Here is a 17,148-nt window from a genome sequence, read left to right on the forward strand (position 1 = left end):
TTGTCTAATTGATATTCTGTTTATGCATCCACTGAATTTTCAACTGCAGCTGCGTGCGGCCAGCAAAGTGATTCAATCCTGGCTGATAAACGCAATAGACTCTCTCCCCGGCTTGAAACGGGGTAGGGGCCCCTTCCTGCTTGGCATTGAAATAGATGGCTTGAATCGGTTTACCTCGTAAACTGCGCAGGCGCATAGAAAAATGATTACGCTGTTGCCCCACCTCTTTCAAATGAACGATCTCGAACTCGCCGCTGAACGTGGCCTGGGGCCATTCACGCCCAAACGGCTCCAGCACGGACAAATGCTCAATTAATTCCGGCACTAATTGATGGTCTTCCAGTTCGCCATCTGTTTCTAGAGTGGGAGTCGGCGGCGCGTCTCCCAACTGTAACTGCACGGCCTGCTCAAACAGAGATTCGAAAATTTCAAATTTTCCGATCGGAATCATGCAACCGGCGGCGCCTTTATGTCCTCCCATCGAACGGAAAAGATCCGCATCTTGTTCAGACATCCATTGAAAGGCTTGGCGCAGGTCCACATCCGGCACAATACCACGCCCGCTTCCGGCGAGGAAGCCATCTTCCAGGTCGGTTAAGGCCACCGTGGGCAATCCAAACTTTTCGCCGATACGCGTGGCAATAATGCCTTGAATCCCGGCATTACCCTGTAAAGGAATGGCTAAGCTGAATTTCTGATCATGGTAACGCTGCTTGGCCAATTGCAATGCATCTTGCAGCATCGATTGCTGTTGGGCACGGCGCTCCTGATTATCGGCATCTAATTGATTGAGATAGCCCAGCGCAGTGTCTGGGTCCGCCGCATTCAAAAAATGGAACGCGGTGGTCACATCGCTGACACGGCTGGCGGCATTGATGCGTGTCGCCACTTGAAAGGCGAGGTATTCGGCATTAAACGCCTCCCCCTGATTATCGTTTAACACTTTCATCGCCTGCCATGCCGGGTTATCAAACTGGTTAATTAGCTGCAAACCCGCGCGGACAATGGCGCGGTTATTGGGACTTTGCAGGCTAACACTGTCGGCAATGGTTCCTAAGGCGACATTCAGTGCCAGGGTTTTTAAAGAGGGGCTGTTTGCGTCCAGATAGCCCCGTTCAATTAGAACCTGCCTGACTTGCGTCATAACCAGAAAAATAACGAAGCAGCCGGCCACGGTTTTATCGTATTCGCACCCCGTCTGCTGAGGGTTTACCGTGCATTCCGCGCTTTCTGGTGCGCCTTCAACCGGCATCTGATGGTGGTCGGTGACACACACTTTGATCCCGGCCTCTTTTAAACGACGGATCCGCGGTTCGTCACTCGACCCCTGGTCGGCGGAGATCACCAGAGAGACCGGGTTGGGGATCGCCAAAATGCGCTCACACACCTCATCGGTAATGCCGTAACCGGATTTACGCTCTCCAATCACATGTTCCACACGGGATGACGGCACCTTAAAGAAATCCACCAGGGCGGTCATCGCTACCCACGCCGAGGTCACGCCGTCGGTATCGTAATCGGTTGCCAAGACTAAGACGCCATCCGACTGAATCGCATCGGCAATCAGTTCGGCCGCCTGACGCGAGTTTTTTAAAGCGTCCGGATGCTGAATATGCTTTAATTGAGGGAACACCGTTTCGGTGAGCGATTCCGTTGTCTGCTTGCGTTGTGCAACCAAACGTGCCTGAAGATCGGATAACCCGAGTTGTTTGCAGGCATCAAAAACGGGTTGGGAAAAAGGACGGGGAACAATATTAGGCGTTTTAATCATAAGGGAATTTTAGCAGAATGACGCTCTGGCAGTGCACCTATCTCCACGGCTTTTTAAGCAGTGGCCACAGTGTGAAGGCAAATTGGTTTGAAGACAAATTTACGGCCCTTTCCAAGGATGCACATCCGTTGGAAACCCGCTATGAGTTGCTACGTCCAACCTATCCGCAACTTCATCCGCAACTAAGCATCGATTTTCTCAGACGCTTTCTGGATGAAACCCTGAAGCAAACAGAACAGGCCTGTCTGATCGGCTCATCGCTTGGCGGCTTTTATGCCCGTTTTCTGGCGCAAGAGTATCAGCTGCCTTATATCCTGATTAATCCTGCGCTGGACCCGGTTAGATTGCTGTCTGATTTTCAGGGCGAATACACCAACCCCAATACCGGTGAGACGCTGAATGTCGATATGAGCTACGCAAATGATTTAAAACGACTCTATATCGAGAGTGGTGAAACCGCACCCGGCTTATTGCTACTGGATCGCGGGGACGAAGTCATCTCTTACGAAGAGACATTGACACGGTTTAACACCGATGAGAATCATCCGGTTCGTCTGTTTGACGGTGGGGATCATGCGTTTCAGCATCTTGACCAGGCCTGGTCAGACATTGAGGGGTTTCTGCATCAGCACAGAAAAGATTAATCTCAAAAGAGAGAGCGGCAAAAGAAACAACTAAAAAATAGCTCTGCAAAATCTAAGCTATTGCAATGAGAGTTTATGCGGTCACATCCAGCAGGGTACCGATCATATCGTCATAGGTTTTAAGTGCTTTGGTCGAGGCTTGAACCTGTTTCTCAACCAGAGTATTGTCCACCAAAGCCTGCAGCTGCTCCCCGCTGTTTGGATTGGCAATTTTTTCACTGTTTTGCCCCAAGCGTTCAAACCCTTGGTTAATGCCGTAGAGGGAGGCCGAGACGGCAGAATGAGTGACATTCATGACTTGTTTCCGTTTCCTTTACAGACCACTTCAATCTCAACAGGACTGGTCCGTTTTTTGGGGGGTCTACTTCTAACTAAGGGGCTGCTTGAGCCACATCATACTCAGACTGAGTTTTCACCTGATATTCAACAAAGACGTTACCCAGCAACTCACTGCCTTCACGATCAACTGTTATTTTCATCTTATCATCTTCCCAGATAAAGCTGGAATACGATAAGGTGCCACCCCAGCCCTTACGCATCACTTGATGCGGCTGACCGAGTTCTGCAATCAGCCCTAGCGCGACTTCTCGAGTCGAAATCGCCGTACGCCGGTTGCTGGCCTCAATGGAATAAGGGCGATACAAACGTTTCGCCGAGGTCACTTTCCCAGCATGGTTATAACGAAACTCGACATAATAGCTGTCACGCAGCCGTGACCAGGTAAAAAACTTATCGATATTACGCTGCCGTACCGTAGACCGCGCTTGTTGAAACCCGCCAATATCCCACAGGTGCTGGCGTACTTGATTCAATCCCGCGTCAGAAAGCTTGATTCCAAGCAACTTTACCTCATTCAAATCCAGCGTTTTGCCGGGCGCAGTTTGTCCTTGGGCGTTGAGCGGCAACCACAAGATCAGTAGCCCAGAAAGCGATAACCAGAATTTCAAAAGCGCGTGTACTCGATCCATCATGCGTTAAAACAACACTCAATAAAGTAAAGCCTATCGTCCGAATAAATAAGCATCACTGTGCGATCTGACTCTAGCTCCGCCAAGCGCACCACAATTATTCGTACCCATTAACTGGCTTATCGGCCACAACAGGTGATAACTTTAGAAAAGCTTGCAGTGTTTCTCGCGGAAACACCTTTCGTAACTGATCGGCCTGAAGCGTCAAGGCCGGTTCGTTGTCAAGCGGCGCCTCCAGCCACTGCATCTGATTGCGCATCACCTCGACATCCGCGTCGGAAGGACTGTTGCCATCCAGTAAACGCTGATGAATGGCTCGTTCAGCCGTCTCAAGGTTGGTTTCAACATAGATTAAATACGCATCGACCTTTCTGCGCTCAGCGACCTTCCAGAAGGCTTGACGGTGCTGTGCTTTCAGAAATGTTGCATCCACAATCACTGATTGACGCTGACGCAGTAGCTGCTCGGCCAAATGGCGCAGGTGTTCATAGGTTTTTCGGCTCATTTCGGATGAATAAAGCTGCTGTTTCGCATCCTCATCCACTCGTTCGGTAGGGGCGATACCAAACAGTCTTTTTCGCTCAATATCCGAACTGATGACAATCGCATCCAGTTCATCCAAAAGCTGCTGTGCCAGGTGGCTTTTGCCGGAACCTGAAACGCCTTGAAGCAGAATCAGCTTGGGCACAGAATCTTCATAAGCATAATTTTCAGCCTGTTGAATATAGCTTAAAGTCATTAATCTATATTTTTGATATTCCAGTGAGTTTTTATCCAACTGCTGCAATCTCAGCGCCGAAATTTTGGCACGCACCATCGAGCGGTAAACCTGATAAAAACGCAACAAATCCAGTGCCTCATACTCTGCGGTAATACTGAGGTAGTGATTCAAAATACGACGGCGCAACGCGACTCTTTGCTGATAATCGAGATCAATTAACAAAAAAGCGAGATCGCTGATGACATCAATCCAACGAAACTCGTCATTGAATTCAATACCATCAAACAGGGTCGGAACTTCATCAATCAATGCAATATTATCCAGATGTAAGTCGCCATGACACTCACGCACATGCCCATGTTGTTTGCGCTGAGCCAAGGCCTCATAATGGGTTTCATACTGTAACCAGGTCCATTCCAAGAGTTTGCGTAATCGAGGTTGGTAGGGATGCTGACACCACTTAAACAGAGTAGGGAAGTTATCCAGCATCGGCTGCAAAATGGTTCGAGGCTCCCCAAGATGGCTCTGCTTATCGACCACAGCCGCATTCTGATGCAAATCGGCAATGCGCTCCGCCAAAAGCTGCTCTTGCCGTTGATCAATCATGTGCTCAGCCAGGTAACGCCCCAGTACCTGATTAGGGTCAAACTGGTTCATCCTCAAAAGGTAATCCAGTGGCGATTGATCCTTGTCGGCATGAAAAGTGACTGTGCCGTCTGCAGCGCAGTAAATCGGCACAACTTCAAGATAAAGGCTCGGCGCTGTTCTCCGGTTCAAACGCAGCTCTTGCTCACAAAAGTGCCTTCTGGATTCCCGCTTTGTAAAATCTAAAAATCCGAAATCCACCGGTTTTTTGAGTTTATAGGCATAATGCCCCGTCAAAAATACAACCGAAATATGCGTTTCTATCGTAGTAATCACTTCGACGGGGTGAGGATAGGTGTCCGGCTGACAAAGAAAGTCTATAAGCTGTTCTGTATTCAAAACGACATCCAAAGGGGAAGGGCGGTTAAATAAACGAAACAAAAAAGCCAAGTCGGATAACTTGGCTTTAAAAGGTTGCGGTTTGATGCGCTAAGGTTAAGCCATCAGCCAAACACTCACTTCATCAAATATTGAAAACAAGCGGATTATGCAACTTAAGCTACGCCTTGTTTTTCGCGGATCTCTTGCTTACGCTTCATTTCAACCGTTAAGGTCGCCGTTGGACGCGCTTCCATACGCGCTAAACCAATCTCTTCGCCACTCATTTTGCAGTAACCGTATTCACCGCTTTCAATGTCACGTAATGATTTATCGATTTTGGAAATCAACTTACGCTCACGGTCTCGGGTACGCAACTCTAGAGCAAACTCTTCTTCTTGAGAAGCACGATCATTAGGATCGGCCGGCGTTTCCGAATCCTGCTTAAGATGGCTAACCGTTGAATTAGCCTCTTCCAACAATTGCTTTTTCCATGCCAGCAGCTTGTTTTTAAAATGTTCCAACATACGTGGACTCATGTACTCTTCACCCTCTTCAGGAACATAGGCAGGGTAGTCCTCAATAAAATCAGAATGAATATCCATGATTATTCTCCTAAGACAATGGGCCTTTATTATTAATGTTATCCATTATTGTTTATTGGCCCTTAAAACAACACCGCAAACAGGCGTAGCGCCTATCAACCATGTCAGTAAAAATTTCTTAACCGCAATTTATAGCAGTTTTCATTATGGGCAACAAGCAATTTTTTTTGATCGATCAATCATATAAATTTTTTTAATGGAACAAGGTTGAATTTCTTGCTATTTGCCCCCATATCCATCAGAATTCCCTACTAATTTAATCAAGTAATCAAATTTAATTATAAAAGATAAAAGAGGAAACACCCTATGGCAGAGCTAAAAGCCCTCCTGTTTGATGTTGACGGAACCCTGGCCGATACCGAGAAAGACGGCCATCGTGTCGCGTTTAATTTAGCCTTTGAAAAAGCAGGGCTTGACTGGCACTGGGATGAGGCCTTATACGGCGAACTGCTGGCTGTCACCGGCGGTAAAGAACGCATCAAATACTATTTGGATAAATTCAATACCGATTTTGAAAAACCGGACGGTTTTGATGAGTTTGTTAAAGGTCTGCATGCGTCAAAGACCGAGTTTTACACTAAACTGTTAGCCGAAGGGGCGATTCCATTACGCCCTGGTGTAGAGCGCCTAATCAATGAGGCACGTGAAAAAGGGATGCGTATGGCCGTAGTGACCACGACTACGCCGGCTAACGTCACCGCTTTGCTCGAAAGCACTTTGGGACCCGACTCCGAGAGCTGGTTTGAAGTCATTGCCGCCGGGGATATCGTTCCAGCCAAAAAACCGGCTCCAGACATTTACCACTGGGCGCTTGAACAGATGAACCTAAAACCGGAAGAGACCATTGCGTTCGAAGACTCGTCTAACGGCATTCTGTCTTCAACCGGCGCGAACGTGAAAACCATCATTACCATCAATGATTACACCCAGGAAGACGACTTTTCAGCCGCCGCCCTGGTACTCGATCATCTGGGTGAAGCAGACCAGACTTTCAGCGTGATTGCCGGTAATGATCACGGTCATACCTTCCTTGATCTGGAACTGGTTGAAAAAGTTCACGCCAATTAATCAATACCCAGTTAAAAGCGCACATCCACTTTTAACCTTATAAAAAGCCTTTGTATCTTTTGGATTCAAGGGCTTTTTTATTTTCATAATGCGGTTTTAGCCTTATTACGATTTTGCCGCCAAGGCGTCACGGTCAAACTGAATTCCCTGCCAGCCGTACTGCATGAAGTTGCGGATATTCTGATGATCTTCCGCCTCCGGATGCTGCAAGACATCCACAGTATAAAAATCTCCAAAAGCATTTAAAGTAGCCTGCTCTGAAAGCTGATTAAGCTTGGCAAATGCGAAAATTTTGCACGAACCGTTGTTACTGCCAGCTTCATTCACCGTGTCACCGTTTACAAAACGGGCTGGAGAAAATTCATAATATTGATCAATTACTTGCATCACTTGATCAAAATCGACAGCACCTTGGTTTAAGGCTGTGATCAATTCAGAAACAGACATAACACTCATCACTTTTCCTTCTTATATTTTGCAAAACGAAAAAACCAACCAGGCCTGTTCGGTTTAAATCAGGCCTCAAACAGTCACTACAATAGATGGGCTTGATTGCAACAGCAATCAAGCCACGGATGAATTCTGAAACTCATCAACCAACCGGGTGACGCCGTATGACGCATCCAGCGAGTCCGGCTGCGCCATCTCCACACCTAAATAGAGTTGTCGCAAACTCTGCCAGGCCGGGTTTTGCGTGCCACCGCCAACCGCATAAACTCGACGTAAGCGGGGCGCACCCAACTCTTTCAAACGTTGATAGCCCAACTGTTCGATATGACTCAACCCCTGCAACAAAGCCAGCATCAACGCCTGATTCGCCTCATCTTGATGGCCGCCAGACGGAGGGTTGCTTTGCGGCAATTTAGGCGGGAGATTTGGATCACAAACTGGAAAACGCTCCCCGCTATGCAACAGCGGATAATATTGGTCACTCACCGGGTTTTCTATTTGGCCACTCTGAAGGCGTTCAGCCAAGGCGTTCGCGGATCGCTGCAACACCTCCAGCTCAAAATATTTCAATAACACCGCGCCGCCGGTATTAGAAGCACCGCCTACTAGCCAAAAAGAACCGAGTTTATGACTGTAAATGCCGTATTCGGGACTAAAAAGCGGGGTAGTGGAAATCAACTTAATCGCAATCGTCGAACCGAGTGATGTTACTCCATCTCCCTGCTGACTGGCGCCGGAAGCCAAGAAACCTGCCATACTATCAGTTGTGCCTGCGTGGACCCGGATCTTGGACGATAGCCCCCAGCGCACGGCCAGTTCATTCGCCAAACCACCTAAACAACTACCAGGCCTGACCACTTTTGGCAATTCAATCTCCACGCCAGCGCGATTCGCGGCTTGCTGTAACATCTCCTCAACCCAGCCAGGCCAGTTTTGATTAACACTGTCATATCCCAGTTTGAGGGCATTGTTTTCATCCGTCGGGCAGGGGAGGACAGCGAAATTTCTGGAGCCTCCATGCATAAGCCAATGGTTAACAAAATCGATTTGATGGTAGATTTGAACCCGGCTGTTTGGCGGTTTTATTGTTTGAAGTGTCGACCCTGTTGGCTGTTCATCTCCAGACAACTGCTTTAACATAAACAGAACTTTTGCCAAGGTGCTGCTTGGACCCTGAGCACCGCTATAAAGGCCTTCTTGCTGCAATCGCGAATCAATTTGTTGCGCTTCGACTACGGCCTGACGATCATCGTACATCATCGCATTGGGTAAAATTGACTGACCAGAGGCGTCACACAGTAACACCGTCGAAGAGGTCGCATCCACAATAATGTGCTCTACAGATGCCCAGTCAGCATGTGCAGACAATTTGCCAACCAGAGATTCGATCGCTTCGATCCACAGGGCAGGGGATTGCACACTTTTACCGATCACCGGATCGCGTACCGGCCCCTCTAAGGAGACCTTTTTACTGGCCAACACGACTCGCTGCGGGGCGCTTTCAGGTAACCGTCCTTCTGAAGCAGGCAAACAACAGGGGACCTTCACCAGGGTTCCGCGAACCCCACTGGTACCAACATCAATCCCTAAAATTACTTTTGCATCCATAACCGCAGCCGTTTTATTTTGAATTACTGTGATTCTTTACAGCCGCGTAGTTTAGCAAAATCTCAATAAAACCCCACAAAACCATTCAGAACCCGATTTTTCATTAATAAATAACACGTAAATTTCACGCTCAATGACTGGAAATTTTAAACCTATAAAAGGTACAATCATTCTTATTTTGTCAAACTCCTGCTCAAGCCTAGTTGAGCTGAAAACAGTCTGTTATAAACAAGATATACGCCGTAAAACTGATTCGGTTAAACCAACCGATAACCATAAAAAGACAGGCACGTATATCGCAGATTGTTCTAATCAAGTGCAATTTGGAGCCGTTTCATGAATGAACTACAGCAAGTCTTGCTGGTATTTGCAGTCATCGTTATTGCCGTTCTCTATTTTTTAAGCAAAAAAAGATCCCAAGCAAAATCTAAAACGGATACTTCCAAAGCCTCTGCCGACACGCCAAAAACCGCTCAGGCAAACGGGTCTGAACCCTCAATTTCAAAACAGCATGCTTCAGAAGCGTTAAACAACCTTGGCGACGAACATCAGCCATTGTCCCCCCAAACCCAATCTCGTCTGACCATGGAGCAATCTGACCTCGCCAGCGAGGAAACATTGGAACAACCTCAAATTCCAGAAGGCCAAGCGTCCTTACCGTTCGGTGACGAGTTTGAAATCGCCAAACCAGAAGCAGCGCCGGCCACTTCAACCGTTTCTGAAGGCGACGCCATCAAAGCGCAAAATGGTCCCAAGCACCATATTTTAGAAGTCGAAGAACTGCTCACCATTGAAGAGGTCGGAATGCCGATGGATAAAGAACCGACGGTGAATTTCGGCATTCCAGAAGAAGAGAAGGGAGCCCCTCCTGGAATGACTCAAGGCGAGAAAACCGAACCGCAAATTTTTGCGCTATTGGTGTTGAGCACAGGCGGTTCCGCTCAAGAATTCACGATGGATGCGGTCAATCAGGCGTTATTGGGCGTCGGACTTCGCTATTCGCCTAAAAACATCTATGTCACCACCGATTCTAAAGGCAATGAAATCATTCGCGTTGCCAACATCCTTGAACCGGGCACCTTCCCAAGTGAAAACCTGGCTTCCCACGCAACGCCGGGAATTGCACTCATATTACAACTGCCCACAACCGTGCGCGCGCCGGCAGCCATGCATGATCTGATCATGATGGCGCGTAAGGTGTCTCAGCGTTTAAATGGGCGGTTGTATAACATCGAACGCCACTTGATTAAAGAATCAGACCTTCAGGCGATGCGTGACGCAGCGGTCGAATACGAGTCCAAACCGTTATAGTCACAACAGACGCAAACCGCATAATCGTACCCGGCCTGTTGATTTCACAAGAGAGTCCGTCCTCCAAACTGTTTTTTTGCATGGACTCTATTCGGATAACAAAAATTAAAAACTATGAATTCCGTTGAACAAAAAATCCTGGCGCTGCGCGAAGAAATCGCACGCCATAACTACGCTTATTACGTCCTTGACGATCCACAAATCAGCGATCCGCAATACGATGCGCTCTATTTCGAACTGGTGAAACTTGAGAAAGCGCACCCAGAATTAATTACCCCCGACTCACCGACACAACGGGTAGGTGATCAACCCCTTAGTGGCTTTAAGTCGATCACGCACGCCGTTCCTATGTTTTCTTTGGAAAATGCTTTCAGTCAAGATGACTTGGCAAGTTTTCAAAAACGCATCCAGGAGCGATTGCCCAAGCTGGATCACATCGAATACGCGGCCGAACCCAAAATGGATGGGCTCGCCATCAATTTGCGTTACGAACACGGTCTTTTGGTTCAAGCGGCCACCCGTGGCGATGGCACCGTCGGCGAAGACGTCACTCACAATGTGCGCACGATTCAATCCATTCCTTTAAAACTACTGGGGCAAGGCTGGCCGGCTGTACTCGAAGTGCGCGGCGAAGTGTTTATGTCCAAACAGGCCTTTAACCGTTTAAACCAGCAACAACTTGAGAAGGGCGATAAAGCCTTCGCCAATCCGCGCAATGCCGCCGCCGGCACACTGCGCCAACTGGATCCCAAAATTACCGCCAGCCGCCACTTGAGCTTTTATGTTTATGGCTGGGGAAAAACCAGTACAGAATGGCAACGTCCGAATCAATATGCCGAGGTGATGCATCAGCTCCGTGCGTGGGGCTTGCCGACCAATCCCGATGCGCAAGTGGTCTCAGGCATTAAGGGGATGGAAGAGTACTACGAAACCTTGCTGGCAAAACGCCCTCAACTGCCCTATGAAATAGACGGTATCGTCTACAAGCTCAATGCCATCAACTATTATGAGGAGTTGGGCTTCACAGCAAAATTTCCACGCTGGGCGATTGCACGCAAATTTCCCGCAGAAGAAGTCTGGACCGAGCTGCTCGGCATTGACGTGCAGGTAGGACGCACCGGCGCCTTAACTCCAGTAGCGAGACTCAAGCCGGTTGCGGTTGGTGGCGTCGTGGTTTCCAATGCCACACTGCACAACCAGGATGAAATTGTCCGTAAAGATGTCCGCATTGGCGACACGGTCATTGTCCGTCGTGCAGGGGATGTCATTCCTGAAGTGGTGGGGCCGGTGCTGAGCAAGCGTCCCAACGAAACTCAACTATTCAGCATGCCGACAAACTGTCCCGAATGTGGTTCCGAAGTGATTAAGGAACACGACAAAGCGGTCTACCGTTGCAGTGGCGGTTTATTCTGCCCGGCACAGCGCAAGCGCGCTTTACAGCATTTTGTGTCACGCAAAGCCTTTGACATTCAGGGATTGGGAGACAAGCTGATTGAGCAGTTGACACAAAAGGACTGGGTGAAGCATCCCGACGACCTGTTCCACTTAACAGTCGAACAGTTAGCGGGACTGGAACGCATGGCGGAAAAATCGGCGCAAAACGTAATTGATGCGCTGGACAAAGCCAAACAAACCACCTTACCGCGTTTTATCTACGCCTTGGGCATCCCGGAAGTAGGGGAAGTCACTGCCAAACACCTGGCGCAACATTTTCAATCTCTGGATGCCTTAATGGCTGCGGACGAAACCCAACTGTTAGAAGTATCGGATGTTGGCGAGATTGTTGCAGAACAGATCCAAACCTTTTTTAACCAGCCGCATAACCGGGAAGTCATTCAAGGACTCCTCGATGCCGGCGTGCACTGGCCTCAGCCGGAGGACAAGGATCCGGTTTCTGATTCACCGTTTAATGGTAAAGTAGTCGTGCTAACCGGCACTTTGCAGCAGATGGGACGCAGTGAAGCCAAACAAAAACTCGAAGCCTTGGGCGCTAAAGTCACCGGCAGTGTATCCGCAAAAACGGATTTTGTGATCGCTGGTGAAAAAGCGGGCTCAAAACTGACCAAGGCGGAATCGTTGGGCGTTGCCGTATTGGATGAAGCTCAATGGATTGAAATGATGGGAGAAGACCATGGTTAGACCACGTAATGTCAACCGCACTAAAGCGACACTGGAGGTTCCTGACTGGGAACAGGAAGAGTTTGAAAGCCGCACACAGATCAAAAAGGCGGCTCAAGCGGTGACCGAATTAGGTGAGCAACTCGCTGAATCAACCGAGTCCGAAATTCAAAAGATGCAGCTTCCGGCAGAACTGGAAAAGGCGATCTTGCTGTTGAAAAGTCTCGACAAAGGTCCGGCTATTAAGCGCCAGCGTGCTTTTGTAGGCAAACTGTTGCGCCAGAATGAAGAGTGGATTATCGACATTAAGCAGAAATTGGCGGAAAAAGAAGCCAAAATCAAACAGCAAAATGCCCATTTTCATAAACTGGAACAGTGGCGAGATCGCATGCTGGAAGAGGGCGATGAAGCGATGAATGCATTTATGGTGCAGTTTCCGCACGCCGATCGTCAACAGTTACGCCAATGGATTCGCAATGCGCAAAAGGAGAAAACGGACAACAAACCGCCTAAATCCGCACGCTTGTTGTTTAAGTATCTGCGCAGTCTCGAGTGGTAAGCGCCACGTTCATGAAATCAATACCAAATTGAACAGGCCTGGTCAAAAAAGATGATGAAATCCCTTTCAGGATTTGATTAAAAAGCCGCCCCCGTTTAACAGGCCTGTTCCGCGCTTTTAGCCGCTTTAAAACAGTGGCTTACCGTCGTTTCCCACCCCACAAGGTTTGCAAACGCCATTCAAACAGTACCAATCCAAACAACACCAGTCCAGCTCCAGACCAGATCGCGGCATTTAACGGCTCCTCATTCAGAAAATGCCCTAACAACAACCCAAATACCGGGGTGATCACCGGAATCAGCGATACCTTAACCGCATCAATATTTTTCAACAGATAGAAATAGAGCAAAAAACCTACCACCGAACCGATGCTGGCCGCATACACAATCGCTGCCGCTTCACGAGAAGTAAGTGCCGGCCAAGACAAAAGCGCCGTTGGCGACAACATCAGATGCCCCAGAACCGACACCCATAAAGCACCCACCACGACATGCACCGGCGATACCGAATCGTTCACACGTTTTACCAACACCGAACCATAAGAGTGGAAAAAAACCGAAATCAGCGCCGCACCGATAGCCAGAAGTTGCATTTCAGTCTGCTGTGCCGACATATTAGGCACAAAAATAATCAACAGGCCTGTCAGGCTGATTAACACCCCTAGGATTTTCCTGACACTCAAACGGCTGTTAGGTAAGCAGAAATGCGCCAAAATACCGGTCATAACCGGATTCAAAGCAAACAAAATCGCAATCCACCCCGACGGCAGATATTGCGCCGCCCAGTACATGAAAGTCATGGCCCCCAATATCGGCAGGCTGGCCGCCAAATAGACGCGAACAGCAGGCCAATCCAACGAAAAACGGGCTGCCGTTTGCCTGCGCCAAACCAGCCACCAGGCAACAGGAAGAATGAGCAACGCCCCCAGAGCCGTGCGAGCAGCCACACCAAAAAACCAATCGGTTTCACCACTCCATTTAATCGCCAACGGCGTGGTCGCCCAAATGGCGACCACGCCCAAATAGGCCAGTACGATGTTCATTCAATGATCCATAAAGAGAGAAAAGCGTGCTAAAGAATTTGCAAGAATAGGAAGCTGAAGCGGTTGAATAAAAGTAAATAAAGGTATTATTCCAACGCTTCGAAAACACCCAGCTGGCGGTTCTTGCGCACCGAACCGGCATGAAACAAACGTCCGTTCATGCAGAGATAAACACCAGGAGCGGCCAACTGAACGGCCATGAATGCCGCGCCGACATTAAACGCGGCATCGGAACCGCCTAATCGATAAGGACGCATCGCCCCCACCAAAACAATTTTTTTACCTTTAAGGCCATCACAATTTTGCAGAACCTGCGCCGTTTCCACCATGGTATCGGTGCCGTGGGTGATCACAATGTGATTTTGCCTTGCCTTGAGACAGGCCTGTTCAATCTGCTGACGATCTTGATCCGTCATGTGCAAACTGTCCTTTTGCATCAGCACCTTGTGCTCAATCGGCAGAGTGGAACGTGCCTCATTCAACAAGTCAGGCAGGGCCGACGAAGGAAAACCAAGCTCTCCGCGGATCGGATCATACTCTTTATCGAGCGTACCGCCAGTAATCAGCAAAAGAATCGGAGATAACCCTGCTGAGCTGGAAGCGTCCAATGCGATCGACACACTCATGGCTGACGCAGAATACCGGTAACGATCCCCAGGATCTCAATCTCTTCGTTTTTCAGAAAGATCGGTTCCATCTCGGCATTCGCAGGTTGCAGACGTACACCGCCTTTTTCGATGTAGAACTTTTTCATGGTCACTTCTTCATTATTGATGCGCACCACGACCGACTCCCCGTTTTCAGCGGTAGAGCGGCGCTCAATAATGACGATATCCCCATCCTCAATGTTCTCATCGATCATCGAGTGACCTTTAACACGCAAGGCAAAGGTCTCTTTTTTGACCATTGAGCCCGGCACCGAAACCGTATCGTAATCCAATTCCATCTGAATCGGTTCACCCGCCGAAGTCCAGCCGAGAAGCGGAATCTCTACAAACTCTTCTTCCAAATCCTGTAATGGATCCGTCGGATGAAGATGCAATTTTTGATTGCGTGTTGGGATCAAATAGGCGAGGTTACTCATGATTTACTATCCTTACGCTCAAGACGCCTGACTGAGTTAACCTAAAAGGCACTCAGGCCAGGTTGTAGATACTTATAGGTGTGTTTAAGGTAGCACTTTTTTAAAGGGTTTGACAATCACTTTTTCATACACGCCGGCATGCAGATATGGGTCGTCATTCGCCCAAGCCTGTGCGGCGTCCAAGGAGTCAAACTCGGCAACAATCAAACTGCCGCTGAAGCCGGCTTCTCCGGGCTCATTAGAATCCACGGCCGGATTAGGCCCGGCCAGAACCAGCTTCCCTTGCTCAGCCAAGGCATTCAAACGGGCAATATGGTCAGGGCGGGCTTGGGCGCGCAATGGCAAACTGTTGGCAACATCAAACGCATAAATGGAATAAAGCATATCAACTCCTTTTCAATTATCGTTCTGAGGATCTGGTTGGACTCTCAGCGGCGATCCCTTTGCTATCAGTCATCTTTTGCTCTTCAGCTGAATGGATAATTTCGCCGCCATCCATCAATTTGTCGGCTTCCGCTTCAGAGTCGGACTCTTGGATATAGCGGCTGATATAAACCCCCTGCAGCACAATAAAGACCAACGTCATGCCCATCAAACCGAATAGTTTGAAGTCAACCCAGGTATCCGTGTCATAGTTAAAGGCCACATACAGATTCACAATACCCGAAATGACAAAAAAGGCGATCCACATGGCGCTCAAACGCACCCATACCGGTTCGGGAAGATGGATGGCCTGCGCCATCATACGCTGAATGATCGGCTTGTTGCCAATAAAGTGGCTACCTAAAAAGACCAGGGCAAAGCCCCAGTTAACAATCGTCGGCTTCCACTTAATAAAATCTTCATCTTGCAAAATCAGCGTAAGCCCACCCAATACCAGGATTAAAGCCAATGTAATCAAGTGTATTTTTTCTACACGTTTATGCTTTAAGTAAACATAGCCGACTTGAACCACAGTCGCAGCGATAATCACCGCCGTGGCCACATAGATGTCGTAAAGCTTATAGGCAATAAAAAATAGAACGACTGGAAAAAGATCAAATAGTAATTTCATTAAACTGACTTTAAATTAAATAGGTAATCAATTGTTTTAATTAAATTAAATAGCAAAAAATCAAAAGGCTCGACCGACCAGGCCTGTACAAACACACATGTCATTTAAGCTTCTGCGTTGACGACTTTCTCGCCATTTACTGGAAACGCTGTGAATGCGACTCTTCTGCCGGCTAAAGCCACAGATGGTACAATGTTATTTTCGGATCGGGCATTTCTTTTCTAACGAATCAGGGATTCTAGCCCCGATTGACGAAGATTTAAAGCGTGATTCAGCAAAACCCGGTTAAAACCTTATGACCTCAACACCTAAAGTCGACTTTCATTGCCACACGACAGCCTCAGACGGCGCACTTTCTCCACAGCAACTGATTGAACTGGCCCATACCCACCAAATCACTCACCTGGCAATCACCGACCACGATACCACGGCAGGTTACCAGCAAGCGCTCAAGCATGCGCAACAAAAGGGGATTCGCTTAACCAGTGGCGTAGAAATTTCCTGTGAATGGCAGAAGCAGACGATTCATATAGTGGGCCTCGACTTTGATGCAACGCATCCAAAGCTGCAACAAGGCTTGGCTGACATTCGCGCATTGCGTTGGAAACGGGCTAATGAAATCATCGAAAAACTCTCTGCTCGTCCTAACCTGGCCAAGCTGGATATAAAAACGCGGTTAATGGAACAGGTTGGCGAAGGCGTTGTGGGGCGGGGTCACTTTGCCCAACTATTGATTGAAAGCGGTTATGTGAAAAATACCCAACAAGCATTCGATAAATACCTCAAAAAAGGACGCGTCGGCTTTGTTAAAAGTGAATGGCCGCCGTTAGAGGAAGTGGTTCAATGGATCGTTGAAGCCGGTGGGATCGCCGTTCTTGCGCACCCGGGCTTGTACAAATTGACCAGTGGAAAATTAAACCGGCTGATCGAAGCGTTTATTGAGGCGGGGGGACGCGCAATTGAAGTGGTCAACAAACCGCGTCACAGCGCAGAAATTATTGGCATGGCACAACGTGCCGAACGTTTTGGTCTGCTGGCCTCTATGGGGTCTGACTTTCATCGTCCGGAGCATACTTGGCGAGGTCTCGGCTGGCTCGCCCCCATGCCGGAAGAGTGCCATCCCGTCTGGCAGCATTTCAAAGCGCTCGTGCCAGCTTCCTCCTGACCACACAAAACTCATGT

Annotated in this window: 18 protein-coding genes; 6 read left to right on the top strand and 12 right to left on the bottom strand. The window is 48.5% G+C overall.

The features are described from left to right. Positions 1-4: 4 nt before the first annotated feature. Positions 5-1,771, bottom strand: coding sequence for a DHH family phosphoesterase (locus tag QCB44_RS04760; protein ID WP_279408207.1), 1,767 nt, complete (start codon positions 1,769-1,771; stop codon positions 5-7). A 17-nt stretch (positions 1,772-1,788) separates the two neighbouring features. Between QCB44_RS04760 and QCB44_RS04765 the strand changes: the two genes are divergently transcribed. Continuing rightward, the gene (locus QCB44_RS04765; protein WP_279408209.1) at positions 1,789-2,415 is read left to right on the top strand and encodes a YqiA/YcfP family alpha/beta fold hydrolase; all 627 of its coding nucleotides are present in this window, start codon (positions 1,789-1,791) and stop codon (positions 2,413-2,415) included. Positions 2,416-2,488: 73 nt separating this feature from the next. On the opposite strand, the gene QCB44_RS04770 is transcribed toward QCB44_RS04765, so the two are convergent. The 4 genes from QCB44_RS04770 to dksA form a co-directional block, all read right to left on the bottom strand. Further along, positions 2,489-2,710, bottom strand: a complete 222-nt coding sequence (locus tag QCB44_RS04770) for a hypothetical protein (RefSeq protein ID WP_279408210.1) — start codon at positions 2,708-2,710, stop codon at positions 2,489-2,491. Positions 2,711-2,786: 76 nt separating this feature from the next. Then, complete coding sequence (locus QCB44_RS04775; RefSeq protein WP_279408211.1) at positions 2,787-3,386, bottom strand: hypothetical protein; 600 nt, start codon at positions 3,384-3,386, stop codon at positions 2,787-2,789. Positions 3,387-3,480: 94 nt separating this feature from the next. Beyond that, positions 3,481-5,088, bottom strand: a complete 1,608-nt coding sequence (locus tag QCB44_RS04780) for a bifunctional aminoglycoside phosphotransferase/ATP-binding protein (protein WP_279408213.1) — start codon at positions 5,086-5,088, stop codon at positions 3,481-3,483. A gap of 155 nt (positions 5,089-5,243) precedes the next feature. Then, positions 5,244-5,672, bottom strand: a complete 429-nt coding sequence (dksA, locus tag QCB44_RS04785) for an RNA polymerase-binding protein DksA (protein WP_279408214.1) — start codon at positions 5,670-5,672, stop codon at positions 5,244-5,246. A gap of 306 nt (positions 5,673-5,978) precedes the next feature. Between dksA and QCB44_RS04790 the strand changes: the two genes are divergently transcribed. Beyond that, positions 5,979-6,740, top strand: a complete 762-nt coding sequence (locus QCB44_RS04790) for an HAD family hydrolase (RefSeq protein WP_279408216.1) — start codon at positions 5,979-5,981, stop codon at positions 6,738-6,740. A gap of 105 nt (positions 6,741-6,845) precedes the next feature. On the opposite strand, the gene QCB44_RS04795 is transcribed toward QCB44_RS04790, so the two are convergent. Further along, positions 6,846-7,196 (bottom strand): HopJ type III effector protein, encoded by a 351-nt coding sequence (locus tag QCB44_RS04795; protein WP_279408218.1) that lies wholly within the window; start codon positions 7,194-7,196, stop codon positions 6,846-6,848. Between the two features lie 108 nt (positions 7,197-7,304). Then, positions 7,305-8,798 (bottom strand): FGGY-family carbohydrate kinase, encoded by a 1,494-nt coding sequence (locus QCB44_RS04800; protein WP_279408219.1) that lies wholly within the window; start codon positions 8,796-8,798, stop codon positions 7,305-7,307. 336 nt (positions 8,799-9,134) lie between these two features. On the opposite strand from QCB44_RS04800, the gene QCB44_RS04805 reads away from it, so the two are divergent. From QCB44_RS04805 to yjgA, 3 genes are all read left to right on the top strand, one after another. Further along, on the top strand, positions 9,135-10,109 hold the full coding sequence (locus QCB44_RS04805; RefSeq protein WP_279408220.1) for a cell division protein ZipA C-terminal FtsZ-binding domain-containing protein: 975 nt from the start codon (positions 9,135-9,137) through the stop codon (positions 10,107-10,109). Between the two features lie 114 nt (positions 10,110-10,223). Continuing rightward, positions 10,224-12,248, top strand: a complete 2,025-nt coding sequence (gene ligA / locus QCB44_RS04810; protein ID WP_279408221.1) for an NAD-dependent DNA ligase LigA — start codon at positions 10,224-10,226, stop codon at positions 12,246-12,248. Further along, complete coding sequence (gene yjgA / locus QCB44_RS04815; protein WP_279408222.1) at positions 12,241-12,786, top strand: ribosome biogenesis factor YjgA; 546 nt, start codon at positions 12,241-12,243, stop codon at positions 12,784-12,786. The genes ligA and yjgA overlap by 8 nt, the downstream gene beginning before the upstream one ends. Before the next feature lie 139 nt (positions 12,787-12,925). On the opposite strand, the gene QCB44_RS04820 is transcribed toward yjgA, so the two are convergent. The 5 genes from QCB44_RS04820 to QCB44_RS04840 form a co-directional block, all read right to left on the bottom strand. Continuing rightward, entirely contained in the window at positions 12,926-13,828 is a 903-nt protein-coding gene (locus QCB44_RS04820) for a DMT family transporter (protein WP_279408223.1), read from the bottom strand. Between the two features lie 86 nt (positions 13,829-13,914). Further along, entirely contained in the window at positions 13,915-14,454 is a 540-nt protein-coding gene (locus QCB44_RS04825; RefSeq protein ID WP_279408226.1) for an asparaginase domain-containing protein, read from the bottom strand. Beyond that, positions 14,451-14,912, bottom strand: a complete 462-nt coding sequence (gene lexA / locus QCB44_RS04830; RefSeq protein ID WP_279408227.1) for a transcriptional repressor LexA — start codon at positions 14,910-14,912, stop codon at positions 14,451-14,453. Before lexA ends, QCB44_RS04825 begins: the two co-directional genes overlap by 4 nt. 84 nt (positions 14,913-14,996) lie before the next feature. Further along, positions 14,997-15,296: a YciI family protein gene (locus tag QCB44_RS04835; protein ID WP_279408229.1), complete on the bottom strand. Its 300-nt coding sequence runs from the start codon at positions 15,294-15,296 to the stop codon at positions 14,997-14,999. Positions 15,297-15,312: 16 nt separating this feature from the next. Beyond that, entirely contained in the window at positions 15,313-15,966 is a 654-nt protein-coding gene (locus tag QCB44_RS04840; protein WP_279408230.1) for a septation protein A, read from the bottom strand. A 295-nt stretch (positions 15,967-16,261) separates the two neighbouring features. Here QCB44_RS04840 and QCB44_RS04845 point away from each other — a divergent pair, with 295 nt between their 5' ends. After that, on the top strand, positions 16,262-17,131 hold the full coding sequence (locus QCB44_RS04845; RefSeq protein WP_279408231.1) for a PHP domain-containing protein: 870 nt from the start codon (positions 16,262-16,264) through the stop codon (positions 17,129-17,131). Positions 17,132-17,148: the final 17 nt, after the last annotated feature.

The organism is Thiomicrorhabdus sp. zzn3 (assembly GCF_029767755.1).
GTDB lineage: Bacteria > Pseudomonadota > Gammaproteobacteria > Thiomicrospirales > Thiomicrospiraceae > Thiomicrorhabdus.